Origin of the sequence: Vibrio iocasae, from assembly GCF_042245395.1 — a bacterium.
GTDB lineage: Bacteria > Pseudomonadota > Gammaproteobacteria > Enterobacterales > Vibrionaceae > Vibrio > Vibrio iocasae.
On sequence record NZ_CP145311.1, the window covers coordinates 1143749 to 1169472 of the forward strand.

Genomic DNA, 25724 nt, shown 5'->3' on the forward strand with positions numbered 1-25724 from the left:
AGTATTCTACAAGGTGTGTTATTGTTGCTGCCTTAAATGCCCATCCCCCCTTTTTTTAATTGCACTTTTTTCTAGATAAGCTGGAAAAGGCTATCTAGGACGAATTCTGGCATCAGAGTCGAATGAAAAGGTAACGAGTCTGGAATGGCAGCGAGAACTCTGTATTGCTGGCCAGAAAGAAGCGGATGCGCTTAGTCTTCCTATGCAATTTGTTCAGGGAGATGCCTTTTCTGATGATGCAAAGCGTTTGTTTAAACCAAACCAGCATGCGGTTGCACTGCATGCCTGTGGTGACCTTCATGTTCAGCTCATCAAGAACGCGACAGAGAATAAGCTCAAAGGAGTTACTTTCTCTCCCTGCTGTTACCATTTAATTCAGAACGATTGTTATCAACCTTTGTCTGAGCTGGCTAAAGGTTCGGATTTAAGATTTAGTAAACAAGAGCTCAGAATCCCTCTTCAAGAAACGGTAACAGGTGGTGAGAGGGTAAGAAAACATCGTCAACTGGAAATGAGTTGTCGCCTTGGACTCGATTTATTATTGCGGGAAGTGTTAGGGCAAAAAGAGTACATAACTGTTCCGAGCATCAAGAAATCGGAGCTGAACAAAGGGTTTGAGTATTTTTGTCGATGGGCAGCAGAGAAAAAAGCATTCTCATTGCCTGAAGTGGATTTTGATTACTGGTTTCAACAAGGTGAAGAGCGTTTCTGGAAAATGGAAAGGATTAGTCTGGTTCAGCAAGTTTTCAGGCGTTCGCTAGAACTATGGCTGGTTTTGGACAGAGCTTTATATCTGGAAGAGCAGGGGTATCAGGTTTCTTTGTCTACTTTTTGCGAGAGGGAAGTAACCCCAAGGAATGTTTTGATTCACGCTGCTAGGCGATAGGGTAGTAGTTAGAGTATAAAAAAGCGCGAAAGGTTTCGACTATCGCGCTTTTTTGTCTTTTATTAGCCTACACTAGTTAAACATCGCTATTGCAGTTTCTGGCTCTACATACTCAAGGTCAAAGCTTTCTGCAACTTCTTTACAGGTCACCTTACCATGAATAACATTCAGGCCATCCAGGAAGCCTTTATCTTCAAGTAGTGCTTCTCTGTATCCTTTGTTAGCAAGTTTTACTATATAAGGCAGAGTCGCATTGTTAAGCGCGTACGTTGATGTTCTTGCTACAGCACCAGGCATGTTAGCAACACAGTAGTGAACCACATCGTCAACGATATAAGTAGGGTCTGCATGAGTTGTTGCATGGGAAGTTTCAAAACAACCGCCCTGATCGATAGCAACGTCAACAACTGCGGCACCGCGTTTCATATTTTTAATGTGCTCTTTTGTGACCAGTTTTGGAGCGGCCGCACCAGGGATAAGAACGGCACCAACCACAAGGTCGGCTTCAAGCACATGCTTTTCAAGCGCATCTTCAGTTGAGAAAACCACTTTAGCACGTCCCTGGAACTCTTCGTCCAGTTCTCGCAGGGTATTGATATTACGATCTAAAATGGTGACATCAGCTCTCATACCAACGGCCATTCTCGCAGCGTTGGAGCCAACGACACCACCGCCAATTACCACAACTTTAGCTGGTTCGACTCCCGGAACGCCACCTAGAAGAAGACCACGTCCACCATGGGATTTCTCTAAAGTTTGAGCTCCTGCTTGAATAGACATTCGTCCTGCGACTTCAGACATTGGTGCTAATAGTGGAAGATGACCCATATTATCTGTTACAGTCTCATATGCTATACAGATGGCTTTACTCTTGATAAGCTCATCTGTCTGTGGAAAATCTGGTGCGAGGTGTAAATAGGTGAACAATATTTGCCCTTCACGGAGCATTGCCCGCTCAACAGATTGAGGTTCTTTAACCTTTACAATCATTTCTGCTTTTGCAAATACGTCGGAAGCAGTAGGAAGAATGGATGCACCTACAGCGACGTAATCGTCGTCTGAAAAGCCAATGCCTGCCCCTGCATTGGTTTCTACAAAGACTTGGTGTCCATGGGAGGTAAGTTCTCTCACGCTGGCTGGAATCATACCAACACGATACTCGTGATTCTTGATTTCTTTTGGAACGCCAATGATCATCCTGACTCCTTAATCATTATTGGTTGTATTAACTGTGTGTAGGGTGTTTTATTAGAGTTAATAGCTAGTATATAAAGCAAAAAGAAAAATTTGATGCTGAATATTAATAAATTGTAGTATATATTTTTGCAAGGAAGTATTAAGGTGGAATAAAAAATGGCAGACAACTACAAAAAACCGTCTAAGGAACTCGATCGAATAGATCGGAATATTTTAAACGAACTGCAGAAAGACGGACGAATTTCGAATGTTGAACTGTCTAAGCGTGTAGGTCTTTCGCCTACGCCTTGCTTGGAACGTGTTCGCCGTCTGGAGCGTCAGGGATACATTACGGGTTATACTGCATTGTTAAATCCGCAATATCTTGATGCGTCGTTACTTGTGTTCGTGGAAATTACGCTAAACCGTGGTGCACCCGATGTATTTGAACAGTTTAACACTGCGGTTCAAAAGCTGGATGATATTCAGGAATGTCATCTTGTTTCAGGAGACTTTGACTACCTTCTGAAAACACGCGTATCTGATATGAGTGCATACCGTAAACTGCTTGGTGACACACTGTTGCGTTTGCCTGGTGTTAACGACACCCGTACCTATGTGGTAATGGAAGAAGTTAAACAGACAAACCAGCTGGTTATCAAAACAAGATAGCGGTGATTTAAGTCAGAACCCTGTCAATAGTGGAGTGAGTTGAGCATTCTTCTGTTGTGAATAAACTGGGTTTTGGCTTAAATAGGGGTAAATCGAGCGGCTTATGCCGCTCGGAATGTTTCTGTACTCATTCCATTGCTGAGTTTGTTTAAGTCGGCAATGGAATTAGTATTACAATGCCAGAAAGTGATATGTTCAGAGAGAACAAAGAAAAAATTAAAACCATTCTTAAAACCTCAGAAGCTCAAAACAACGATCGCCTAAATGGATTCCATAGGTTGAGAGAATTTGGCTTTATTTTTGGTGTCCTGTTATCACTCTTCCTTTCTATTGCGCTCTACAGTTTTAATCCAGCTGACCCGTCATGGTCACAAACCTCCTGGGGTGTAGAAGTACAAAATGCAGGTGGTACCTTTGGTGCATGGCTGGCAGACACTCTATTTTTCACCTTTGGGCTTTTGGCTTTCATCTTACCCGCGGTACTTGTGGTGTTTAGCTACGGTTTGTTCCGAAACAGAACAGAAGATGACCCTCTCGATTTGATGCTCTGGGGGACACGTCTCCTTGGTTTAGTGATCATGATTCTCGCTAGCTGTGGTTTAGCGGATATTAACTTTGACGATATCTGGTATTTCTCATCCGGAGGCATTGTCGGTGACGTCCTCACCAGTTTTACTCTTCCAACTCTAAATATTCTAGGAACGACACTGGTACTTCTTTTCTTGTGGGGTGCCAGCCTGACGTTGCTCACGGGTATCTCCTGGCTCACGATTGTGGAATGGCTAGGAAATAGCGCGATTACTGTTTTTGCGTCAATGGTCAACAAGGTTCGTGGTAGTAAAGAAGAGAAGCTGGAAGCAAACACTGATTATGTTGAATATTCTGAAGAGGATGAGCCTGAGTATCACTTTGAGAAGAAGATTGTTGAAGCGCCTGTTCAAAAAGAAGAACTCGTATCGAGATACAACATTCATATTCCACCTGCCGCGATGGAAACTGAAATATCGAATACCGATATGCAGGCAGAGCAGGAAGCCTTTATTGTTGACGGTGAAGAACTGATTGAGGAGATGGAGCCGAGTGTGAAGCTTCATTCAACAATCGAGGAGCTGGAAACAGTTGCGACTACACATCATGAGCCAGTAATATCAGAAGAAGTCTACTCCCAAGAACCGGTATTTGAAGTTGAACCTGAAGAGAATCAGCCTATATTCTCAATGGAAACGCTCGACGAAATTTATGAGGAAGATAACCCGATAAATGCGACTGAGCCTGAGATAGACAATATTGAGGCTACTCCTGCAGGTATTGTTGAAGAACAAGCTTCCGAATTAGACGAGCCGCTTGTTTCTGCTAAAGAGCAAGACCCGGATGTAGAAGCATTCCAGAATATTGTGCAGGAAGCTCAGAAAAATATGGCTGCTCAGGACAACCCATTTCTGATGAAGAAAGACGAAGTGCTTCCTGTCCCAACATCACCAATGCCAACTCTTGAGCTGCTTTACCATCCAGAAAAGCGTGAAAATCATATCGACAGAGCGGCACTGGAAGAAATTGCTCGTCTGGTTGAATCGAAACTGGCGGATTACAAGATTACGGCTCAGGTTGTAGGCATATTCCCTGGCCCGGTTATTACACGATTTGAACTGGATTTAGCACCGGGTGTAAAAGTAAGTCGTATCTCAAGCCTTTCTATGGATTTAGCCCGCTCGCTATCGGCAATGGCAGTGCGCGTGGTGGAAGTGATTCCGGGTAAACCTTATGTCGGTCTTGAGTTGCCAAATATGAGCCGCCAGACAGTATTCTTCTCAGATGTTGTCGGAAGCAAGCAGTTCCAGGAGGCGAAGTCACCAACAACGGTTGTTATGGGGCAAGATATTGCTGGTGAAGCGGTGATTGCTGATATCGCTAAGATGCCTCACGTATTGGTAGCGGGTACTACAGGTTCAGGTAAGTCTGTGGGTGTGAATGTGATGATCCTGAGTATGCTGTACAAAGCAAAACCGGAAGATCTTCGCTTTATCATGATTGACCCTAAGATGCTTGAGCTATCAATCTATGAAGGTATTCCGCATCTTCTGGCCGAAGTGGTTACAGACATGAAGGATGCTTCTAATGCATTGCGTTGGTGTGTTGGTGAGATGGAGCGTCGTTATAAGCTGATGTCTGCGTTGGGTGTACGTAACGTTAAAGGCTTTAACGAGAAGCTGAAGATGGCTGCAGATGCAGGACACCCTATTCACGACCCGCTATGGCAACCGGGCGACAGTATGGATCAGGAACCGCCATTGCTTGAGAAACTGCCATACATTGTTGTTGTTGTTGATGAATTTGCTGACCTGATGATGGTGGTTGGTAAGAAAGTCGAAGAGCTGATTGCACGTTTGGCGCAAAAAGCGCGAGCTGCAGGTATTCACCTGATTCTGGCGACTCAGCGTCCATCTGTAGATGTTATCACAGGCTTGATTAAAGCGAACATTCCGACACGTGTCGCGTTTACGGTATCTACGAAAACCGATTCACGTACGATCCTGGATCAGGGTGGTGCTGAGTCACTGCTTGGTATGGGCGACATGCTTTACCTTCCCCCGGGTTCAAGTCACACCATCCGTGTGCATGGTGCTTTTGCTTCTGACGATGATGTTCATGCGGTTGTCAATGACTGGAAGGCTCGTGGTAAACCACAGTATATCGATGAGATAACCAGTGGTGATCAAAGTCCGGAAACACTGCTACCGGGTGAGACAATGGAAAGCGATGAAGATGTCGATCCGCTATTCGATCAGGTTGTTGAGCACGTGGTTGAAACTCGCCGTGGTTCGGTCTCTGGTGTTCAGAGACGATTCAAAATTGGTTATAACCGAGCAGCGCGAATTGTTGAGCAATTGGAAGCGCAAGGTATCGTAAGTGCTCCGGGTCATAATGGTAACCGTGAAGTTTTAGCGCCAGCGCCGATTAAGGACTAGCGGAACTTGGACTAAAGATACGGGTCTAGTAAAGAGTCCCTGTTGTTAAAGAGAATTTAAATGAAAAAACTATTACTTGTCTTGCTGTCAGTCAGCTTTTCTGTATTTGCTACGCCTCAGGAAGAGTTGAGTGCACGTCTCGCACAGACAGATGGCTTTAGTGCAAACTTTTCTCAGAAGGTTATCAGCCCGGATAATGAGCTGATAATGGAAGGAGAGGGCTCTGTAGAGATAGCAAGACCGAGTTTGTTCCGTTGGACAACGGTTATGCCAGATGAAAATGTGTTGGTCTCTGATGGTAAAACCCTTTGGTACTACAGCCCATTTGTAGAGCAGGTAACGATTTACTGGCAGGAACAGGCAACGGCGCAAACACCTTTTGTGCTTCTTACCCGCAATCGAGCGAGTGACTGGGACAACTATCATGTAACTCAGGAAGGGAATAAGTTTACTCTGACGCCAACCGCGACAGATTCGACTCAAGGGCAGTTTCTGGTTGAGATTGATGAAGGTGGTGTGGTGAAAGGGTTTACGGTTATCGAGCAAGATGGCCAGCAGGGACAGTTTGTGTTCGATGATTTTAGTGCAAAGGTTCCTGCTTCTGAGCGATTTACTTTTATTGTACCTGAAGGTGTAGAGGTAGACGATCAACGCAATTAGTAGTGCTATTGAGTTGCTAAACTGATTTTCAGGAACAACCGGGTATACCCTGCTCCACGAACCGCTTATTGAAATACTGCTGGGTGAAGAAAGTTATAGTGTAATCGCATGTTCAATACGCAGGGCATACACGGTCATTCCACCCGCATTTTAATGTATAGAAACATTTCACCTCGTTCCCACGGTCCCCGTGGGAATGCATATCAGATTAAAAACTACTGAACCACAACAGGGTATGCATTCCAATGCTAGAACATTGGAACGAGAAGTTTAAATAATTTAATCTTGTTCTCACGACCTTTATGGGAACGTAAACAAGGACAAATTGTGTCAAATTACACCTTAGACTTCGCTTCTGATGATGATTTCCGCCCTCTGGCAGCTCGTATGAGACCAGAGACCGTTGAACAATACATTGGACAGCAACATATCCTTGGAGAGGGCAAACCACTTCGTAGAGCGTTAGAAGCAGGGCAAATCCACTCCATGATTCTTTGGGGGCCTCCTGGGACCGGGAAAACTACGCTGGCAGAAGTGGCTGCGAATTATGCCAACGCGGAAGTGGAACGTGTATCTGCGGTAACATCCGGTGTGAAAGACATTCGTGCTGCGATAGAGAAAGCTCGGGAGAATAAGCTAGCCGGAAGGCGGACAATCTTGTTTGTGGACGAAGTCCATCGCTTTAATAAGAGCCAGCAGGACGCTTTCCTTCCGCATATTGAAGACGGCACGGTAACGTTTATCGGCGCAACGACAGAAAACCCCTCTTTTGAACTCAATAATGCTCTCTTGTCCCGGGCTCGTGTTTATAAGCTTACCTCACTAAATAATCAGGATATTCTTCAGGTTATCAACCAGGCTGTCTCCGACGAAGAGAGAGGGCTTGGTAACACAAAAGCGCACTTTGCTGATAATGCGCTCGATCGGTTGGCTGAACTCGTGAATGGTGATGCCAGGATGTCTCTGAATTATCTTGAATTGCTTTATGATATGGCAGAAGAGGACGCTGATGGAGCCAAGCAAATCACTCTTCCGTTGCTTGCCGAAGTCGCTGGAGAAAAGGTCTCTCGCTTCGATAATAAAGGGGATATTTGGTACGACCTAATTTCTGCTGTCCACAAATCTATTCGGGGCTCGGATCCTGATGCTGCTCTTTATTGGTCTGCGAGAATGATAACCGCAGGGTGCGATCCGCTTTATATTGCCCGAAGATTATTAGCCATTGCTTCAGAAGATGTAGGCAATGCCGACCCAAGGGCGATGCAAGTCGCCTTGTCTGCGTGGGATTGCTTCACCAGAATAGGGCCTGCTGAAGGAGAAAGGGCTATTGCTCAGGCGGTTGTGTATCTTGCTTGTGCTCCGAAAAGTAACGCAGTTTATACCGCGTGGAAGCAGGCGTTAACGGATGCAAGAGAGCAACCTGAGTACGAAGTGCCTCACCATTTGAGAAATGCACCAACCAGCCTGATGAAGGATATGGGTTATGGCGCTGAGTATCGATATGCCCATGATGAGCCGGGAGCCTATGCTGCCGGTGAGAATTATTTTCCACCAGAGATGGATCAAACCCGTTACTATTTTCCAACAAATAGGGGCTTAGAGACAAAAATAGGCGAAAAGTTGGATTATCTTGCCTCATTGGATGCAAAAAGCCTGCAAAAGCGCTATGAAAAGTAGCGCTTTTTGTTTATCTTTACTCGGTTAAACGTATATCTATAAACATGCTCAAAGATTGAGCATGTTTTTTCTCAACTAAAAAGGCATAGGATTAGCAATGCTGGATTCTAAATTACTTCGTACAGAGCTGGAAGAAACAGCTGAAAAACTGGCACGTCGCGGCTATAAGCTGGACGTAGAGACAATTCGTCAACTTGAAGAGACTCGTAAGTCCATTCAGGTAGAAGTTGAAAATTTACAATCCTCGCGTAACTCCATCTCCAAGCAGATTGGTCAGAAAATGGCTGCTGGTGATAAAGAAGGTGCTGAAGAGATCAAAAAGCAGATCGGTAACCTTGGTAGTGAACTCGATAGTAAGAAAGTTCAGCTTTCTGAAGTACAGTTTAAACTGGAAGATATCGCACTATCGGTACCAAACCTGCCAGATGATTCTGTGCCAGTTGGTAAGGATGAAGACGAAAACGTTGAAGTTCTTAAGTGGGGTACACCTAAGTCTTACGACTTTGACGTAAAAGATCATGTCGATCTTGGTGAAATGGGTGATGGTCTTGATTTCGCCAGTGCAACTAAGATTACTGGTGCTCGTTTTATCGTAATGAAAGGCCAGTTTGCTCGTCTTCATCGTGCAATCGCTCAGTTTATGCTGGATCTGCACACCGATGAGCACGGTTATGCAGAGATGTATGTACCTTACCTTGTAAACGCAGACAGCCTGTACGGTACTGGTCAGTTACCTAAGTTCGGTGAAGATCTGTTCCATACAGAGCCTCTAACAGAAAAGGTAAACGACGAGGAGCCTCGTAAGCTTTCTTTGATCCCAACGGCAGAAGTACCGCTGACTAACCTTGTTCGCGATACTATCTCTGATGAGGCTGAACTGCCTATTAAGATGACTGCACATACGCCTTGCTTCCGTTCAGAAGCGGGTTCTTACGGCCGTGACACTCGTGGTCTTATCCGTATGCACCAGTTCGATAAAGTTGAACTTGTTCAGATTACTCGTCCGGAAGATTCAATGAATGCTCTGGAAGAGTTGACGGGCCACGCAGAGAAAGTTCTTCAGTTGCTTGACCTACCATACCGTAAAGTTGTTCTTTGCACAGGTGATATGGGCTTCGGTTCTCGTAAGACTTATGACCTTGAAGTGTGGGTTCCAGCTCAGGAAACTTACCGTGAAATCTCATCTTGTTCAAACATGTGGGACTTCCAGGCACGTCGTATGCAGGCTCGTTTCCGTCGTAAGGGAGAGAAGAAGCCTGAGCTAGTACATACACTGAATGGTTCTGGCCTTGCGGTTGGTCGTACTATGGTTGCGATTCTTGAGAACTACCAGCAAGAAGATGGCCGTATTGAGATTCCTGAAGTACTTCGTAAGTACATGGGCGGTCAGACTCACATCGGCTGATAAGTACGACAGATAAAAAATAATAAGACCTGACAATTAATGTTGGGTCTTTTTTTATTTGTAAGGTCTTAAGTTGTATTGGCATAAATGTGATTTTGTGGCGTATACAGATTGCCTTAGCTGATATATAAAACGACAAGTAAAAAGCAACAACAGAATAAATTATGAAGAAGATTTTATTTCTATGTACAGGTAATTCGGCCCGATCTCAGTTAGCGGAAGCTCTATTTAACCATATGGCTGTAGGTGAGTTGAAAGCGGTGAGTGCAGGAACCAGTCCGAGCGAGGTGGATCCTCGAGCAATTCAGGTTCTGACTGAGCAAGGTATTGATGTTAGCTCACTTGAAAGCAAGTCGACCCAGGATTTTATCGGTCAGGAGTTCGATTTTGTAATTACGCTCTGTGAAAATGCGAAAGATGAATGTGGTGAGTTTGATACACAAGGTGACCAGATTCATTGGGGATTTGCAGATCCTAAAGATACTGATGGAATAGAGGCTTTTAAAGAAGTCTATAAGGGTTTGGAAGATAGAATTTCTCTGTTTTTGCTGCTTAATGGTCAAGAAGCTAAGGGCGTCTACGCTCCAACGGCCTTGTTTAAGGTGATGAGCGACCCACTGCGTCTCAAGATTGTGATGTTGCTGGAGGACGAGCGAGTATTGAGTGTTTCTGATCTTACTGAAGCACTGGGAGAAAGCCAACCGAAGGTGTCCCGACATTTGGCGCTACTGCGAGACAGTGGTTTCTTGCAGGATGAACGTGATGGTCTGTGGATTTTTTATCGTCTGTCTGATCATCTTCCACTTTGGATTAGGCACACGTTGCAAACGGTTCGAAATGGTAATCCGGGGATCATCAATCAAGAGAAACACCAGCTTAAACTTGCGGATCGTAAAAGGCGTTATAGAGGTCGCTAGAGCATCAGGCTGATATTGAACGAAAACTCGCATGAAGTCATCCATGACGCTCCGATGTGCCATCCATGGCACAAAGGGTTTTCTTATCAACACCAGCCCGATGCCCCGTGATGTTGTTATGATGGGGAAGGCACAAAACATTCCGGATCAGACAATGCTGCAGTTACTGCTTCGACTAACTTTCTGACTTCTTCTTTGGTGCTGATAAATGGTGGCATCATATAGATAAGCTTGCCGAATGGGCGGATCCATACTCCTTTCTCAACAAACAATGACTGAATCTTCTCCATATTAACCGGGGTTTTGGTTTCTACTACACCTATAGCACCTAACCAGCGAACATCTTCAACTAAATCAAACTCTTTCAAGGGTGGGAGCGTTTCAGCAAACAGTGACTCGATATTTTTTGTTTGCTCTTTCCAGTTACCTTCTTCGATAAGTTCCATACTTGCTGTTGCGACGGCACACGCTAATGGGTTAGCCATAAATGTAGGGCCGTGCATAAAGCATCCGGCTTCACCACCACAGACAGTATCTGCTACGTTCTTTGTCGTTAAAGCGGCAGAAAGGGTCATATAGCCACCCGTTATTGCCTTTCCGACACATAGAATGTCTGGTTGGATATCCGCGTGTTCGCAGGCAAACAACTTTCCTGTACGTCCAAACCCCGTTGCTATCTCATCCAGAATAAGCAGCACTCCATACTGATCACAAAGCGCTCTTACTTGTTTGAGAAACTCTGGGTGATAGATACGCATTCCCCCCGCACCCTGCACGATTGGCTCCAGGATGACAGCGGCAACCTCTTTGCTATGTGCCTTGAGTTTGCCTTCAAAATCGCTGATATCTTCCGGGTTCCATTCGTCCCAGAATCCGGTTTTTGGTGAATCAGCAAAGATATGCTCAGGAAGAAAACCTTTGTAAAGGCTATGCATAGAGTTATCTGGATCGGTGACTGACATTGCAGCGAATGTATCACCATGGTAGCCGTCTCTTAATGTAAGAAACTTAGGACGTGATTCTCCTTTTGCATGCCAATACTGCAACGCCATTTTCAGGCTAACTTCAACAGCAACGGATCCCGAGTCTGCCAAAAATACATGTTCAAGATTGTCCGGTGCCAGTTTTAGTAATTTTTTGCATAGGTTAATTGCGGGTTCATGGGTAATACCTCCGAACATTACATGAGACACCTTATCGATTTGCTGGTGAGCAGCCTGATTGAGATGAGGATGGTTGTACCCATGTATTGTTGACCACCAGGAAGACATACCATCAATAAGCTTTTCTCCACTTTCAAGCTCCAGATACACTCCCTGAGCACTTTTCACCGGGTAGCAAGTTAATGGGCTTAATGTAGATGTATACGGGTGCCAAATGTGTTGACGATCAAATTTCAGGTCCATAAATTTTAATTCTGGTTAATTATTGGTCAATTGTAAACTTAACTGCATTTAGTTTTGTTGACAGTCTAACTTCTGTAAGTAGACTAGCCAAGCATTAACATTATAAAAAACGCAGGATATACACGTGGAAGTTCGTCATAACTGGTCAGTGCAGGAAGTTCGTGCGCTGATGGAAAAGCCTTTTATGGATTTGCTGTTTGAAGCTCAGCAGGTTCATCGCCAATATCAACAGCACAACTATGTACAGGTAAGCACACTTCTATCAATCAAAACAGGTGCTTGTCCTGAAGATTGTAAATATTGTCCTCAGAGCGCCCGTTACACGACAGATGTAGAAAGAGAGCGCCTGATGGAAGTAGAGCGCGTTCTTGATGCCGCAGAAAAAGCAAAAAATGCGGGCTCGACTCGATTCTGCATGGGGGCTGCGTGGAAGAACCCGAAAGAGAGAGATATGCCGCATTTGATCAGTATGATCAAAGGTGTCAAAGATAAAGGGTTAGAGACTTGTATGACTCTAGGTATGCTGACTCCGGATCAGGCAAACGAGTTGGCAGACGCGGGGTTGGACTACTACAACCACAACCTTGATACCTCTCCGGAATTTTACGGAAAAATCATTACTACTCGTACTTATCAAGATCGCCTGGATACACTGTCGCATGTGCGTGATGCTGGCATGAAGATCTGTTCTGGTGGAATTATTGGAATGGGTGAAAGTGTGAATGATCGTGCAGGTCTATTTGTTGAGCTTGCGAACCTTCCTGTTCATCCTGAAAGTGTGCCAATCAATATGCTTGTTAAAGTGAAAGGTACGCCACTTGAAGATGCAGAAGATGTGGACCCATTCGATTTCATTCGTCTAATTGCCATTGCACGCATAATGATGCCAAAGTCAGCGGTTCGTCTTTCTGCTGGTCGTGAAAATATGAACGAGCAGATGCAGACACTTTGCTTTATGGCTGGTGCCAACTCAGTTTTCTATGGTTGCAAGCTTCTTACCACACCTAACCCGGATGAAGATGCCGATATGCAATTATTCAAGAAGTTAGGTATCAACAGTGTGGAAATGAGTCAGAAGCCAGATGTCGTTCATGAAACGGAACTTCTTGAACAGGTGGCAGAGCGGGTTGCTGCTCGCCCGACAGAAGACGACTTGTTCTACGATGCCAGTGTTTAACACTCGTATTGAAAATGCTCTGACGTTGAGACGTCAAAGTGGATTGACCCGCAGCGTAAATGTCTTTGCAGGCGCTAACCAGGCTTTATTTAGCAAAGATAATCAGGGGTACATAAATTTCTCCAGCAATGATTACCTTGGGTTAGCGGCTGACAGTGAAGTCGTGGCTAACTGGCAGCGAGGGCTTGATATTTATGGTGCGGGTAGTGGTGCTTCCCCGCTTGTCACGGGGCAATCTCATGCTCATTTGGGGCTAGAAGAAACACTGTGTGACTGGTTAGGATATGAACGAGCGGTTTTGTTTGTTTCTGGTTTTAGTGCTAACCAGGCGGTGTTGTTTTCGTTACTGAACAAATCAGACTTACTACTTCAGGATCGACTTAATCACGCGTCACTTATGGAAGCGGGAAGCTTATCTCCGGCAACGATGAAGCGCTTTCGTCACAATGATGTCTCGCACCTTGAAAGGTTGTTAACACGGAGCGATTCATCACTAGTAGTGACTGAAGGTGTTTTTAGTATGGATGGCGATAAAGCTCCGCTTAAAGCAATAAGTGAAGTGACTGAAGCAACTGACAACTGGTTAATGGTTGACGATGCACATGGTATTGGTGTTCTTGGAGAAGACGGAAGCGGCAGCTGCGCTCTGGCTGGAATAAAACCAAATCTGCTGATTGTGACTTTTGGAAAGGCATTTGGTCTTTCCGGTGCTGCGGTTATGTGTGATGAAAGCACAGGAGATTATCTGACTCAGTTTGCAAAGCATCATGTTTACTCAACGGCTATGCCGCCTTCACAAGCTCATTCCTTAGCATCGACGGCAAAAATGATTCAGCAACAGCGCTGGCGTAGAGAGAAGCTAACAGAGTTACAAGGAATCTATAACGATGCTTTAGGTGACGTAGATGGTTTTGTACAAACAGACACCCCAATCAAACCGTTTATTTGTGGTGAAACAGATGTTGCATTGTCTCTGGCTGAAAATCTAAGAAATAAGGGTTTTTGGGTGACGGCAATCAGGCCGCCAACTGTGCCAAAAGGTAGTGCCAGGCTGAGAATTACGTTAACGGCGATGCACTCAGCTGAGCATGTAAAACAGCTCTGTCAGGAAATTCGTTATGCATCTATTGAGAAGTAAAGGGTACTGAACGTGTTAGATAACAAGCGCAAAGAAGCGATTGCAGAAGCATTCGGGAAGGCCGCGACAAATTATGACAAACATGCTGAGTTTCAAAGGCAGGTTGGGCATGAGTTACTCTCGATGATGCCTGAAACACTGGAAGGTAAACGTGTTCTGGATATCGGCTGTGGGACGGGGTACTTTTCAGAGCTATTGGCCGACAAAGGTGCCAAAGTCACTGCGGCAGACATTTCTGTCGAAATGCTAGAGCAAGCAGAAACCCGATGCGGAAGTAAAGTTGAGTTCTACCAACAAGCCGATGCTGAAAACCTACCTTTTGAATCAGAACAGTTTGATTATGTTTTCTCAAGCTTAGCTCTTCAATGGTGTGAAGACATTTCAGAACCGTTGAAAGAGTTAAAGCGAGTTACTAAACCGGGTGGTCAGATATATTTTACGACTTTACTGGACGGCTCATTGTTTGAGCTAAAGCAGGCATGGGCCAAAATTGATACACATCAACACGTGAATGATTTTCTCACTGAGAAGAATATAAAAATTGCGTTAGCGCAATCTGAAGCTCCAAAGCATCATCTAGACTTACGGACAATCAAAGTGTGGTACTCATCTGCACTTCAGTTAATGCGTGACTTAAAGGGCATTGGCGCTACGCACATTAACGATAGGGCTCAAGGGTTGGTCAAGAAACAAGTTCTGATCAATGTTGAGGGTGAGTACGGTAAGTATCGAAGTGAGTCAGGATTATTGCCTGCCACTTATGAAGTATGTTTAGGGGCTATTAATCTATGATTAAAGCATTTTTTATTGCCGGAACTGATACAGAAGTCGGTAAAACAGTCGTATCAAAAGCGATTCTTCAGGCTCTTGGCGCTCGAGGGCTGGAAACTATTGGCTACAAACCAGTTGCTGCAGGCTGTAAAGAGACTGAAGAAGGTATGAGAAATTCAGATGCTCTGCATCTTCAGGACGCATCAACTATGAAAGTGCCTTATGAGGATGTTAATCCTTATGCACTTGCTAAACCTTGCTCTCCTCATATCGCAGCACGTGAAGAAAATGTCACAGTAGAGTATTCCGTTCTGAGTGAAAAACTGGCTCACCATAAAGAGTGCGCGGATGTTGTGCTTGTAGAAGGTGCTGGCGGTTGGCGTGTACCTGTTTCAGACACAGATTGTCTTTCAACCTGGGTGAAACAAGAAAAGCTACCAGTAGTTCTGGTTGTAGGTATCAAACTTGGTTGCCTTAGCCACGCAATGCTTTCTGTAGAAGCTATCCAAAACGACGGTCTTGAGATTGTTGGCTGGGCGGCAAACCGCATTAACCCGGGCACAGAACACTACGCGGATATCATCAAAATGCTGGAAGAAAAAATTCCAGCGCCTAAGTTAGGTGAGATCCCTTACGTACCAAGTGTGAAAAGGCGTGATATCGGTAAATATATGGATGTTTCACCGATCATTGAAGGTTAAGTAACATACTGGTTAGATAAGTAAGGGGGTTGCCAAATGGCAACCCTCTTTGTATCTACTTAATTGTCTACGGCAGAACTTAGCAGGATTGCCGTGTGTGCTCAGCGGAATGAACATGCTATTCGTAGAAACGTTTTTCAGCAGCAGTGAGTAAAAAGCGGTTCATGTAGTCGAGTACATTCGGTGAGCCTGGTGAACCAGCGCTATTTATCCGAAGATAGCCCCATAAACGCCTGCTGAGTATCAACAATCTTCTTATGGATGGATTGTTCATCGCTAATACCAAGTTGAACCTTCGCTTCATCCTCAGTAATCCCCAAATGACAGCACAACAGATCAATTGCCATTTGATAGTTGCTTCCGTTCTCAACCATAACTTAATTCCTTTGATAACGTGTAACTCGAAACACATGCATTTTGCATGATCTGAATGCTACTATCAGAAAGCTTTTCCTCAATAAGACCTTAGTCTAACTGAGCGAATGGTTAGACCAGTCGTGCTTTACCGTATCATTGACAATTTGTCACAAATTGTGACTTAACCTTGTATTAAAAATTTACGACACTATCTATATAAGTAACAGCGTACCAATTAACTCAACTAGAATCGTACGCGAGTAGATAATTAACGGAGAAAAACATGAAACGTGTAATGCTGTATCTGGCTACAAACTTAGCGGTTGTATTTGTACTAAGCATTGTGCTTAACATCGTATACGCCACAACAGGAATGCAGCCCGGCAGCTTAAATGGCTTATTGATCATGGCAGCGGTATTTGGGTTTGGTGGTTCATTTATTTCATTACTGATGTCAAAGAAAATGGCGCTACGTTCTGTTGGCGGTCAGGTTATTGATAGTCCGCGAAATGAGACCGAACACTGGTTGCTGGAAACGGTGAAGTTCCAGTCACAAAAAGCAGGCATTGGTATGCCTACCGTAGCAATTTACGATTCACCGGACATCAACGCCTTTGCGACAGGTGCTAAAAGAGATGATTCGCTTGTGGCGGTTTCTACTGGTCTGCTACGTAATATGACCCGAGATGAGGCTGAAGCTGTGCTAGCTCACGAGGTAAGTCACATTTCTAATGGAGACATGGTAACCATGACGTTACTCCAAGGTGTTGTGAACACCTTCGTCATATTCTTATCGCGTTTTGTGGCAAACATCCTTGCTTCTGGTGACAGAGAGGAAGGGCAGGGTACAAACATGCTGGCCTACTTTGCTATTTCGATGTTCCTCGAAGTGGTGCTAGGGTTCTTAGCAAGTTTTATCACAATGTGGTACAGCCGACGCAGAGAGTATTTTGCAGATGCAGGCGCCGCGAGCCTTGTTGGTAAGCATAAGATGATTGCAGCACTAGAACGTCTGAAGATGAGCCACGAGCCGCAATTAGAGGGTTCTATGATGGCCTTTGGTATCAATGGCAAAAGTTCATTGATGCAACTGCTAATGAGCCACCCACCGCTTGATAAGCGCATCGATGCGTTGCGCAGTAGATAAGCTCGTTATCTGATACTCATGCAATAGAAAAGCCTGATTTTCATCAGGTTTTTCTATTCCTGTCGAAATAGTAAACTAACTTACGCGATTCTCGAAAGTTGTACAAAATATTAATTGTATAACTATAAAAAGTGCACTAAATTTTGTATCTGTGTTGTATGGGTTTGTATGCGGTATGATTGTGGATGTAGTATCAAGTGTGGGTGTCGAAGAGGTTGCAAGATTATTTAGGCACCTAAATGCTACAAACCTTTCTAAGATTTGTGAAATCTATCATAAGGATGTTGAGTTTAGTGACTCAACAATTCAGTTAGAAGGTATAGCAGAACTGTATAACCATTTTGAAAACTTATACAAAAAAGTTCAAACCTACTCATTCCATGTTTCATACTTTCAGCAAAAAAGCAGTGTTGGTTTTTTGATTTGGGAAGTTACCATCGCTCATGAAAAAATAAACAATGGCAATGAAACCTCGGTGCAAGGCTGCTCCCATTTGGAATTTTTCGAAGGGAAAGTGTTGTATCAACGAAACTACTTTGATCCTAGAACATTGATTTTTACCTAGCGGATAGTACCTATTCCAAGGGGCTAGTTTTTGCCCGCTGTTGTAGGTGACTGACTAGCGCCTCTTCATTCCTCTTTCTTAAACTTAATTCTAGCTTCTTAATCTGCTGGTGCGCTTTTTGCATTTTAAATTGTGTTCGTTCATACGTAACAGGTGGAGAGTGCAATGAAATGGATAACCGTGTTGATGGCTTATTTTGCTATATCTGCAAGTGCGATTGCTTCATCTCCTAACTGGCAAGACGATTCAAAGTGGGAAAGCTGGCCGACTGTGGGAGAATCGAGTTTAAGCTGGTTGTTTTTCAAGCTCTTTAACTCAGAACTAAAGAGCCCGACTGGAGAGTATGAGGAGTCCACTGATATAACCCCTCATCCAATGGCGTTATCTATCATTTATCATAGAGATATATCTAAAGAGCAGCTTATTCAGGCTACTCAGGAACAGTGGGCGTATCTTGGTTATAACAAAACTTTACAGGAAGAGTGGATTCTTGAGCTGCAAGAAATCTATACCAGCGTCCAAAAGGGAGAACGTTTGGTTTACATTACGGATGGTGAGACAGGAGAAATGCATTCTTATCGTGAAAGCCAGGCTCCGGTAAAGCTGGGTGAGATTCGAAGTGAATCTCTCAATGATGCTTTTTTGTCCATCTGGTTATCACCAGGAACGGAGTATCCCAGACATCGTGCAAAGCTAATTGGAAACCAAAAATAAAGAGCTTCGTATTAAGATGCGTCGACTTTGCTCTGTAAATCTTGTTTAACAATATCAATAGCTTCTAACGCTATCTTAGGATCGATTTCGTTGGATTCGAGCAGATATATTAGGTCCACAGCCAGTTTAATCTCTTCAGGTGCATTATCTAAAGCGTTACTTTTTTTGTCGGTCATTGATTCTTCTCCCGGCGAACAATCTGTTTTTCTATCTTTTGTGTGGCTTCAGCGCAACGTTCCAATCTTTTTTCTGCTGTTATAAGTGCTTTTAATGCTTGCTGTCTCATATTGGGTGGAACCTGGTTCAGTTCTTTTTCTTTCTGCCTGACGAGCTCTTTCAACCGACGCTCCCATTCCTGGTGTTGCGCCAGATCCTGATAAAGTAGATTGATTGGCCTTTTGAAATGGCTCCCGTGCCTGATCTCGTTATTACGAATAGTTTGAGTCGACAATTCTTTTTGAATGGCTGTTATCTGAGCAAGGAGCTTCTCAGTCAAATACTCAGCTTGAACCGTTGTTAAACAGTCATCTTCATTTTCTTGTACAAGAGTGTCGAGTAGGTGGCGTGTTTCTTCTACACATGGAGTGAGAAGTCTGGAATCGGTTGAGAATAGCCATTCATCAAACAGGGGCTGATAGTGTTTACCCCTTGTTTGATCTATCTGCTCTGCCTTTTTGAGCAGGTTATCAAGCAGATATTTGAGTTGGCTAACATTCATTAAACAAACCATGCCTCATAAGCAAGCTTGACGGCAAGCACACTTACTACCGTAATAAACACAGGGCGGATAAACTTTGCCCCAAATCTAATGGCAGAGTGAGCTCCTACATAGGCACCAAGCATCAGACAAACGCCCATCGTCAGGCCAAGAACCCAGTTTATATGCCCCAAAACAGCGAAAGTAACCAGAGAAGTAAAGTTACTGGTAAAGTTCATCGCTTTCGACAAACCGGATGCTAGTAGGATGTTCAGGCGATAAATTGCCATACTGCTCACTGTCCAGAAAGCGCCTGTTCCCGGACCAGCAACACCATCGTAAAAACCAAGCGTGAAACCTTGTAACCACTGAATCTTTATTAGCTTTTTGCTTGGCTCTGGTAGCACATGTTTATTGGTATCTGGCGTTTTATGCCAGATAGTATAAATAGCGGTAGCCAAAATAATAAGAGGAAGTGCTTTTTCCAGCCAGTCAGTGCTGATTGCATCAACGACCAGTGTGCCTGTTGTGGCTCCGATCAGTGTTGCAATAAAAGCATGGCCCCAAAACTGAGGGTTGAACAACTTTTTTCGATAGAAAGTTACCGCAGCCGTAGATGAGGCAAATGTAGCGGCAAGCTTGTTGGTACCAAGGGCTATATGAGGGGGTAAACCGATAGACAATAGCGCCGGAACCGTTAGCATGCCACCCCCTCCGGCAACGGCATCGATAAATCCAGCTAAAAAAGCAACTAGCGCCAAAACAACCAGCATTGCTGGCTCTAACATTTCCATAAATACTCTTATTTTAAGTTCGGCTTTTATTAATATTCTATATTGCGCCTAAAAGGTGGAAGCGAGTCTAAAAGAGACTTTCCGTAGCGTTTTGAAATCAAGCGACGATCAAGAATCACGACTCTACCAGAATCCTCTTCTTTACGCAGTAACCGGCCAACGGATTGTATTAATTTTTTACTGGCTTCCGGAACTGCTATTTGAAGAAAAGGGTTTCCCCCTCTTTTTTCTATATATTCGGAATGTGCCTGTTCTACCGGTGAAGTTGGTACCGCGAATGGGATTTTTGTAATAATCAGGTTTTCTAATAAAGCTCCGGGTAAGTCTAACCCTTCAGAGAAACTCCCTGTACCAAAAAGCACACTAGTTTTGCCACATTGGATCAGTGTTTTATGTTTTTTTAGAATTTCTGAGCGCGAAGACTCACCCTGAACCTGTAGCGTCCAGCCTTTTTTTATAAAACTCGACTCTAACGATTTCGCTACTTGGTTCATTTGCCAGTACGATGCGAATAAAACCAGATTTGCTTTATCTTTTTCTATCAGTTTAGGAAGCTTATCAGCAAGGTAGTCTGTGAATTCTGGTGCTTGTGGCTCAAAATCGGTGGTTGGCAAGTACAGCTCTGCATTTTGTTGATATTCAAAAGGCGATGCCAGAGCCAGAAATTGGGTACCATTCTCCTCTTTCTGGCTCACGCCCACCTGATTACAAAAAAAGTTAAAAGAGTTAAGTGCTCTGATGGTTGCCGAAGTGAGAACTGCACCAATACATCGACTCCATAGCTTTTGATCGAGCTGCCAGCCAATTTCCAGAGGGGATACGTTTACAATAAAGTCACCCTCTCGATCTGGGTGTAACTCTAACCACCTTGCCAGCGGAGCACCTTTTTCTCGAGTTGGTTCGGCCATTAGTACCCAAACCTTTGCCAGGTTCTCTAAACGCTGAAGGTAAAAGCCTGCCTCGGCCATTGCAGGTTCTGCCATTTTTGCTGACAACTCACCATCTTTTACTCTTTCTGCTATTAAGTCGATTATTTTTGCTAGTGCCTGATTGGCTTTTGAGGCCAGCGATTTAAGCTCTTTTGACTCGTTTTCTAGCCAAGAGGGGAGTTCTCCATGTTCAAACCGATAGACATTCTCTTCAAAACTGGATGGGGTGAACTGTCTTGCTAGCTGAGTTAAACCGGGAATAAGTTGCTGTATGTTATCCTGGAGTTCGTTTCTGAATCGGTTTACTCGTTTGTCATCGGCTAAAGAAGTAAACTTAGAAGATGACTGGTTTAACTTTTCTAACCAACTAGCGGCACCTTTAAGGCTCGCTGCCGCTGAAGAGTGGTCGCGTGCGACTTTCGGAAGGTGGTGAGCTTCGTCAAATACATAGATAGTATTTTCTGGTTCTGACAGAATGATCCCGCCTCCAAGGTCAATATCCGCCATAACCAGGCTATGGTTAGCGATAACGACATCATTTCTATCCAGCTCGGAACGTGCTTTCTGGAAAGGACAACTACGGTGTGCAGGCAGACTGTTATTGCAGCTGTGTTTGTCACTCACAATAAGTTGCCATATTTCATCTTTAATTGGTTTTGGCCATGAGTCACGATCACCATCCCACTTCCCCTGAGCTAAAGAGCGATACATGGTTTCTATTAACTCGATATCTTTCTTCTTAGGTTTCGTATCAAAAATAGCAAGTTGTCCACCATCTGCTCCGCATGCAACGGCCAGCTTTTCAGCGCAACAGTATCTTTGACGTCCTTTCGCCAATATAAAAGAGAAGTCCAGATCTGTGATTCGTCTAAATAGAGGCAGGTCTTTATTTAATAACTGCTCCTGCAAAGCGACAGTTGCGGTGGAGATAACCACTTTTCGATTGTTGAGTACCGCAACTGGAATTGCCGCCATTAAATAAGAGAGAGATTTTCCAATTCCGGTTCCTGCTTCGGCCACCATCATACGGTTTGATTTGTGATATTCCCCAGAGAGCGTTTTAGCTATCTCTGCAACAAGGTAGTTCTGAGCTCTTCGCGGCCTAAAATTGTCCAGTTGATATTGGAGGTTTTGATAACTGGCTTTTATTGATTTTTGAACATTTGGGTTAATCATCGGTTTGGCTGCACACGTTATCACTGGTTTAGGTGGGCGCGAATCATAGCATAAGAGTGTGAGCCCGCTCTATGGATAAATAGCGAATGGAACCTATGCTGCGCATACGTTTGGTGAATGAATTGTTACGCTATCTATTACTTTAACAAGCTATTTTCCTTGACTATTTGTTGCATCTACTGAGTGTTTTATAGCCAAAGCGATTTTGTTTTTAATCAAAAATTGATGAGTGTCACAAAAAAATACTGAACCTTACGGAACTATCATAAATACATGCTCAAACATACCTTAAATACTATGTAAAAAAATATAAACGATATTATATGCTGCTTATTTGTCTGATAACTGAAATAAATGGGTTATTATTCTGCAAAAAGTGATGTGTTTTTTATTTAAATTTGATGAATGTTTTATTATAGAGATCACATTTATCAAGAGCTGTATTATTTAAGTGTATGTATTTTATGGTTTTTTATTTTTTTGTTTATAAAAATTTATCCGTTTGACATGCGGCTCAATCTTTTGCAATCTAACTCCGCAATTTAATGGCGATAACGATTTTGCACAAAGAGGTAAAACGTTGTCATCAAAAACTAAAAAGGGAACCGGGCAAGGACCTCCCAATCTTAAGAAAAGGCAGTGGATTATTATGAAAAAGACTCTAATCGCTCTATCTGTACTAGTTGCAGCAGGCGCAGCAAACGCAAGTATCAACATCTATACAGCTGACGGCGTTACTGTTGATATGAAAGGCGACATGGAAGTAGTTTACAAGAAGAACGATGCTAAAGACGCTTCTCCTAAGCAGGAAATCCAGGATGCAGACCTTGGTTTTGACGTACGTTACGCTATAAACGAAGACATTTCTGGTGGTGCTTACTGGGAATTCCAGGGTGACTCTAAAAACTCTGACGGCGTAAACACTTCTGATTCTTCTACAGTGAGCATGGGTGATGTTTACTTCGCACTTTACTCTAAGAGCATGGGTACTCTTAAAGTTGGTGATACTTGTACTCTAGGTGATGATCTAGGTATTGGTGCTGACTACCAGTTCGGTCTAAACAAAGTTTTTGATTCTTCTGCTGCTTTCTGTGCTGACGAAGTAATCAAGTACACTCTAGACAAAGGCGCGTACTACGGTGGTATCGCTTACCGTGACAACCAGCACGGTTCTGGTGCAGAAATGACTGACATGCGTGTAGGTGTTCGTTTTGCTGACATCGACGCTCTAGTATACTACGGTGACGTTGCACGTACTGACGACGATATCCTAGCATTCGAAGTTATCTACAGCGGTGTTGACGCTCTTACTCTTGAAGCTGGTTACTACGACGCTAATGGTAAGCTAGCTACTGATGGTGGTAAAACTTGGGCTCTTGGTGCTGAATACGCAATCAACAGCAAAGTATCTGTAGCAGCAGGTTACTCTGACACAGATCCTGCTAACAGCGCTACAAAAGACGTTACTAAGTACTTTGTAAACGTTGACTACAAACTAGCACCTGGTACTAAGCTATACGCTGAAATCGGTGAAGAAGATGATGGCGCAGCAGACGTAGAACTAGGTTACGCTGCTGGTGTTAAAGTTGAATTCTAATTTAAGTTAATAAACTTATTTTAAATTCACAAAAGCCACCTGAAAAGGTGGCTTTTTGATTTTTTGGAAAGATAATTCTACTACCTGATATAAGCTATTAAAGGAAATTTATGAAATCAGTATTTATTGCAACTCTGGGAGTGCTATTTTCTAGCTCTTTGTTTGCTGCGGAACTTATACCGGGCAAGAACATTAGATTGCTTTATTTGAATGAAACGGAGGTGGATTCGTCTACTTCACCAGTTGCCTTACCTGATGGCTTTAATCAGATAGTTCTTCGAGCAAGTGCTACTCTGGGTAGTGGTAAAGAGAGAAGCGTTTTTGATTCTGCACCATTTATGATGATGTTTGAAGCAACAGGTAAAGACGTCGAAATAGTTGCTCCTAAAATGTACGAGTACGAAAGTGCAAAAAGACATTTTGAAGGTATACCTGATATGAAGTTGATGTCTGGTGGCAAAGAAATCCCGTTTACCTATGAAAAAGTCAATAAAAGAGAAGGGTTGTTACCATATCGCGATCTTGATGAGTTGGTCATTGAGTACAACAACCAAAACAATATCTATTTTGGTGATGAAGCAAATATTGCAGGTACGGCTACCTTAGCAGGCTCGACAGCAGTTGCCTCTCAGAAATCACAAGGTAACAAGACTAATGTCTCATCAACATTAAACATAAACCAGCTTAAAGCATGGTATCTAAAAGCATCCAAAGCAGAACGCAAAGAATTTAAAAAATGGATGATTGACCAAGACTAATCATCTATATGCGCCTTATCTCAAAGATGGGGCGCTTTCATTTCAAGCAACCGTTTGCTATTGCCTCTCTTATTGCTGTCACTATCAAGCCAAGCTAAAATTAACGTTTTACTCATTACTCTGTAGAACGTTCCCATGAAATTTCCAGGCCAACGCAAGTCCAAACATTATTTCCCTGTCCACGCTCGTGATCCATTGATCAGTCAAGCTTCAACGAAAACTATGAAACGTACCCATGTGATTGGTATCGATCAGACGCTTGTTGATATTGAAGCGAGAGTTTCACAAGAATTTATTGAGAAGTTTGCTTTAAGCAAAGGACATTCTCTGGTTATTGACGATGAGACAGCAGAAAAACTATATCAAGAACTTAAGGAAAACGACCTCATTACTGATGAGTTTGCTGGTGGCACAATAGGGAACACGCTACACAACTACTCAGTATTAGCGGACGATCGTTCGACACTACTTGGTGTAATGAGTAAAGACATAGAGATCGGCAGTTATGGCTATCGTTATCTGTGTAATACCTCTAGTCGTATGGATTTGAATCATCTTCAAGGTGTTGATGGGGCGATAGGGCGCTGCTTTGCGTTAATCAGTGATGATGGTGAGCGTACTTTCGCGATCAGTGAAGGTCAAATGAATCAACTGGTACCCGAAAGCATTCCTGAAAGCATATTTAAAAATGCATCAGCGCTGGTATTAACAGCATACCTTGTTCGTTGCAAAGAGGGCGATCCAATGCCTGAGGCGACAATGAAAGCCATTGAATACGCAAAGGCGAACGATGTCCCGGTAGTATTAACACTTGGTACGAAATTCGTTATACAAGACGACCCTAAATATTGGCAAGACTTCCTGAGAGATCACGTAAGCGTTGTTGCCATGAATGAAGATGAGGCTCATGCATTAACAGGTGAAGAAGACCCGCTTCTTGCGTCTGACAAAGCCTTAGAGTGGGTAGATTTAGTTTTGTGTACTTCAGGTCCGGTTGGCTTGTTTATGGCTGGTTATACAGAGGAGAAAGCGAAGCGCACGACATCTTTACCTCTATTACCCGGAGCCATCGCCGAATTTAACCAGTTTGAATTTAGCCGCCCAGCATCTAAATCGTTATGTGAAAACCCAATTAAGGTTTATTCACATATTGCTCCATATATGGGTGGACCAGAGAAAATTAAAAATACTAATGGCGCAGGGGATGCTGCGCTGTCTGCTTTATTGCACGACATGTCTGCGAATAAATATCATAAAGAGAATGTCCCTAACTCAAGTAAACACCAATATCCGTACTTAACTTATTCCTCATTCTCCCAGGTTTGTAAGTACGCAAACAGAGCGAGTTACGAAGTTCTGGTCCAGCATTCTCCTAGACTTTCCAGAGGCTTACCAGAAAAAGAAGATAGTCTGGAAGAAGCATACTGGGAAAGATAAT

Annotated in this window: 23 protein-coding genes and 1 pseudogene; 17 read left to right on the forward strand and 7 right to left on the reverse strand. The window is 43.6% G+C overall.

The features are described from left to right. Nucleotides 1–79: 79 nt before the first annotated feature. Nucleotides 80–886, forward strand: a pseudogene (locus SNR28_RS14975) (methyltransferase); the annotation flags it as partial. Between the two features lie 72 nt (nt 887–958). Here SNR28_RS14975 and ald read toward each other — a convergent pair. Further along, nucleotides 959–2083 (reverse strand): alanine dehydrogenase, encoded by a 1125-nt coding sequence (gene ald / locus SNR28_RS14980; RefSeq protein WP_375753472.1) that lies wholly within the window; start codon nt 2081–2083, stop codon nt 959–961. 156 nt (nt 2084–2239) lie between these two features. Here ald and lrp point away from each other — a divergent pair, with 156 nt between their 5' ends. From lrp to SNR28_RS15010, 6 genes are all read left to right on the forward strand, one after another. Further along, on the forward strand, nt 2240–2734 hold the full coding sequence (lrp, locus tag SNR28_RS14985) for a leucine-responsive transcriptional regulator Lrp (RefSeq protein WP_042474348.1): 495 nt from the start codon (nt 2240–2242) through the stop codon (nt 2732–2734). A 191-nt stretch (nt 2735–2925) separates the two neighbouring features. Continuing rightward, nucleotides 2926–5700, forward strand: coding sequence for a DNA translocase FtsK 4TM domain-containing protein (locus SNR28_RS14990; protein ID WP_375754093.1), 2775 nt, complete (start codon nt 2926–2928; stop codon nt 5698–5700). A gap of 60 nt (nt 5701–5760) precedes the next feature. Then, nucleotides 5761–6360: an outer membrane lipoprotein chaperone LolA gene (lolA, locus tag SNR28_RS14995; RefSeq protein ID WP_375753473.1), complete on the forward strand. Its 600-nt coding sequence runs from the start codon at nt 5761–5763 to the stop codon at nt 6358–6360. A gap of 327 nt (nt 6361–6687) precedes the next feature. Then, the gene (locus SNR28_RS15000) at nt 6688–8037 is read left to right on the forward strand and encodes a replication-associated recombination protein A (protein ID WP_375753474.1); all 1350 of its coding nucleotides are present in this window, start codon (nt 6688–6690) and stop codon (nt 8035–8037) included. A 97-nt stretch (nt 8038–8134) separates the two neighbouring features. Further along, nucleotides 8135–9442: a serine--tRNA ligase gene (serS, locus tag SNR28_RS15005; RefSeq protein WP_375753475.1), complete on the forward strand. Its 1308-nt coding sequence runs from the start codon at nt 8135–8137 to the stop codon at nt 9440–9442. 161 nt (nt 9443–9603) lie between these two features. Further along, nucleotides 9604–10359 carry a metalloregulator ArsR/SmtB family transcription factor gene (locus SNR28_RS15010; protein ID WP_375754094.1) on the forward strand — a complete coding sequence of 252 codons (756 nt, stop codon included), beginning with the start codon at nt 9604–9606 and terminating at the stop codon, nt 10357–10359. Between the two features lie 116 nt (nt 10360–10475). Here the strand turns inward: SNR28_RS15010 and bioA are convergent, their stop codons facing one another. After that, nucleotides 10476–11765 carry an adenosylmethionine--8-amino-7-oxononanoate transaminase gene (gene bioA / locus SNR28_RS15015; protein ID WP_375753476.1) on the reverse strand — a complete coding sequence of 430 codons (1290 nt, stop codon included), beginning with the start codon at nt 11763–11765 and terminating at the stop codon, nt 10476–10478. 124 nt (nt 11766–11889) lie between these two features. On the opposite strand from bioA, the gene bioB reads away from it, so the two are divergent. Genes bioB through bioD form a run of 4 tightly spaced genes read left to right on the forward strand, consistent with a single transcriptional unit; the run spans nt 11890 to nt 15552 of the window. Next, nucleotides 11890–12942, forward strand: coding sequence for a biotin synthase BioB (gene bioB / locus SNR28_RS15020; RefSeq protein ID WP_375753477.1), 1053 nt, complete (start codon nt 11890–11892; stop codon nt 12940–12942). Then, nucleotides 12929–14080: an 8-amino-7-oxononanoate synthase gene (gene bioF / locus SNR28_RS15025; RefSeq protein WP_375754095.1), complete on the forward strand. Its 1152-nt coding sequence runs from the start codon at nt 12929–12931 to the stop codon at nt 14078–14080. The genes bioB and bioF overlap by 14 nt, the downstream gene beginning before the upstream one ends. 6 nt (nt 14081–14086) lie before the next feature. Next, a complete protein-coding gene (gene bioC / locus SNR28_RS15030) occupies nt 14087–14872 on the forward strand; it encodes a malonyl-ACP O-methyltransferase BioC (protein WP_375754096.1) in 786 nt (261 codons plus the stop codon). After that, on the forward strand, nt 14869–15552 hold the full coding sequence (gene bioD, locus SNR28_RS15035; protein WP_375753478.1) for a dethiobiotin synthase: 684 nt from the start codon (nt 14869–14871) through the stop codon (nt 15550–15552). Before bioC ends, bioD begins: the two co-directional genes overlap by 4 nt. 203 nt (nt 15553–15755) lie before the next feature. Here bioD and SNR28_RS15040 read toward each other — a convergent pair whose 3' ends face one another. Further along, nucleotides 15756–15926 (reverse strand): hypothetical protein, encoded by a 171-nt coding sequence (locus tag SNR28_RS15040; protein ID WP_375753479.1) that lies wholly within the window; start codon nt 15924–15926, stop codon nt 15756–15758. Between the two features lie 266 nt (nt 15927–16192). On the opposite strand from SNR28_RS15040, the gene htpX reads away from it, so the two are divergent. From htpX to SNR28_RS15055, 3 genes are all read left to right on the forward strand, one after another. After that, nucleotides 16193–17056, forward strand: a complete 864-nt coding sequence (gene htpX, locus SNR28_RS15045; protein ID WP_375753480.1) for a protease HtpX — start codon at nt 16193–16195, stop codon at nt 17054–17056. Nucleotides 17057–17237: 181 nt separating this feature from the next. After that, nucleotides 17238–17621 carry a nuclear transport factor 2 family protein gene (locus SNR28_RS15050; RefSeq protein WP_375753481.1) on the forward strand — a complete coding sequence of 128 codons (384 nt, stop codon included), beginning with the start codon at nt 17238–17240 and terminating at the stop codon, nt 17619–17621. 165 nt (nt 17622–17786) lie between these two features. After that, nucleotides 17787–18335, forward strand: a complete 549-nt coding sequence (locus tag SNR28_RS15055) for a hypothetical protein (RefSeq protein WP_375753482.1) — start codon at nt 17787–17789, stop codon at nt 18333–18335. 11 nt (nt 18336–18346) lie between these two features. Here the strand turns inward: SNR28_RS15055 and rsmS are convergent, their stop codons facing one another. The 4 genes from rsmS to dinG are packed head-to-tail and all read right to left on the reverse strand — an operon-like array spanning nt 18347 to nt 21931. Continuing rightward, nucleotides 18347–18511, reverse strand: coding sequence for a pleiotropic regulatory protein RsmS (gene rsmS / locus SNR28_RS15060; RefSeq protein ID WP_375753483.1), 165 nt, complete (start codon nt 18509–18511; stop codon nt 18347–18349). Further along, nucleotides 18508–19053 carry a primosomal replication protein gene (locus SNR28_RS15065; RefSeq protein ID WP_375753484.1) on the reverse strand — a complete coding sequence of 182 codons (546 nt, stop codon included), beginning with the start codon at nt 19051–19053 and terminating at the stop codon, nt 18508–18510. The genes rsmS and SNR28_RS15065 overlap by 4 nt, the downstream gene beginning before the upstream one ends. Further along, nucleotides 19053–19826, reverse strand: coding sequence for a TSUP family transporter (locus tag SNR28_RS15070; RefSeq protein WP_375753485.1), 774 nt, complete (start codon nt 19824–19826; stop codon nt 19053–19055). The genes SNR28_RS15065 and SNR28_RS15070 overlap by 1 nt, the downstream gene beginning before the upstream one ends. 29 nt (nt 19827–19855) lie before the next feature. Beyond that, entirely contained in the window at nt 19856–21931 is a 2076-nt protein-coding gene (dinG, locus tag SNR28_RS15075; protein ID WP_375753486.1) for an ATP-dependent DNA helicase DinG, read from the reverse strand. 649 nt (nt 21932–22580) lie between these two features. Here dinG and SNR28_RS15080 point away from each other — a divergent pair. The 3 genes from SNR28_RS15080 to SNR28_RS15090 all read left to right on the forward strand — a co-directional run bounded on the left by SNR28_RS15080 (nt 22581) and on the right by SNR28_RS15090 (nt 25723). Then, nucleotides 22581–23528 (forward strand): porin, encoded by a 948-nt coding sequence (locus tag SNR28_RS15080; RefSeq protein ID WP_375753487.1) that lies wholly within the window; start codon nt 22581–22583, stop codon nt 23526–23528. Nucleotides 23529–23638: 110 nt separating this feature from the next. Beyond that, complete coding sequence (locus SNR28_RS15085; protein WP_375753488.1) at nt 23639–24286, forward strand: DUF2057 family protein; 648 nt, start codon at nt 23639–23641, stop codon at nt 24284–24286. Nucleotides 24287–24421: 135 nt separating this feature from the next. Beyond that, nucleotides 24422–25723 carry an inosine/guanosine kinase gene (locus SNR28_RS15090; protein ID WP_375753489.1) on the forward strand — a complete coding sequence of 434 codons (1302 nt, stop codon included), beginning with the start codon at nt 24422–24424 and terminating at the stop codon, nt 25721–25723. Nucleotide 25724: the final 1 nt, after the last annotated feature.

What these genes read in the sequence shown, in the direction of transcription:
- SNR28_RS15080 (WP_375753487.1), top strand. Translation starts at nt 22,581, where the DNA reads ATGAAAAAGACTCTAATCGCTCTATCTGTACTAGTTGCAGCAGGCGCA.
- serS (WP_375753475.1), top strand. Translation starts at nt 8,135, where the DNA reads ATGCTGGATTCTAAATTACTTCGTACAGAGCTGGAAGAAACAGCTGAA.
- bioD (WP_375753478.1), top strand. Translation starts at nt 14,869, where the DNA reads ATGATTAAAGCATTTTTTATTGCCGGAACTGATACAGAAGTCGGTAAA.
- dinG (WP_375753486.1), bottom strand. Translation starts at nt 21,931, where the DNA reads ATGATTAACCCAAATGTTCAAAAATCAATAAAAGCCAGTTATCAAAAC.
- SNR28_RS15040 (WP_375753479.1), bottom strand. Translation starts at nt 15,926, where the DNA reads ATGGTTGAGAACGGAAGCAACTATCAAATGGCAATTGATCTGTTGTGC.
- SNR28_RS14990 (WP_375754093.1), top strand. Translation starts at nt 2,926, where the DNA reads ATGTTCAGAGAGAACAAAGAAAAAATTAAAACCATTCTTAAAACCTCA.
- ald (WP_375753472.1), bottom strand. Translation starts at nt 2,083, where the DNA reads ATGATCATTGGCGTTCCAAAAGAAATCAAGAATCACGAGTATCGTGTT.
- SNR28_RS15065 (WP_375753484.1), bottom strand. Translation starts at nt 19,053, where the DNA reads ATGAATGTTAGCCAACTCAAATATCTGCTTGATAACCTGCTCAAAAAG.
- SNR28_RS15055 (WP_375753482.1), top strand. Translation starts at nt 17,787, where the DNA reads ATGAAATGGATAACCGTGTTGATGGCTTATTTTGCTATATCTGCAAGT.
- bioF (WP_375754095.1), top strand. Translation starts at nt 12,929, where the DNA reads ATGCCAGTGTTTAACACTCGTATTGAAAATGCTCTGACGTTGAGACGT.
- lrp (WP_042474348.1), top strand. Translation starts at nt 2,240, where the DNA reads ATGGCAGACAACTACAAAAAACCGTCTAAGGAACTCGATCGAATAGAT.
- bioA (WP_375753476.1), bottom strand. Translation starts at nt 11,765, where the DNA reads ATGGACCTGAAATTTGATCGTCAACACATTTGGCACCCGTATACATCT.
- rsmS (WP_375753483.1), bottom strand. Translation starts at nt 18,511, where the DNA reads ATGACCGACAAAAAAAGTAACGCTTTAGATAATGCACCTGAAGAGATT.
- SNR28_RS15085 (WP_375753488.1), top strand. Translation starts at nt 23,639, where the DNA reads ATGAAATCAGTATTTATTGCAACTCTGGGAGTGCTATTTTCTAGCTCT.
- SNR28_RS15090 (WP_375753489.1), top strand. Translation starts at nt 24,422, where the DNA reads ATGAAATTTCCAGGCCAACGCAAGTCCAAACATTATTTCCCTGTCCAC.
- SNR28_RS15070 (WP_375753485.1), bottom strand. Translation starts at nt 19,826, where the DNA reads ATGGAAATGTTAGAGCCAGCAATGCTGGTTGTTTTGGCGCTAGTTGCT.
- htpX (WP_375753480.1), top strand. Translation starts at nt 16,193, where the DNA reads ATGAAACGTGTAATGCTGTATCTGGCTACAAACTTAGCGGTTGTATTT.
- lolA (WP_375753473.1), top strand. Translation starts at nt 5,761, where the DNA reads ATGAAAAAACTATTACTTGTCTTGCTGTCAGTCAGCTTTTCTGTATTT.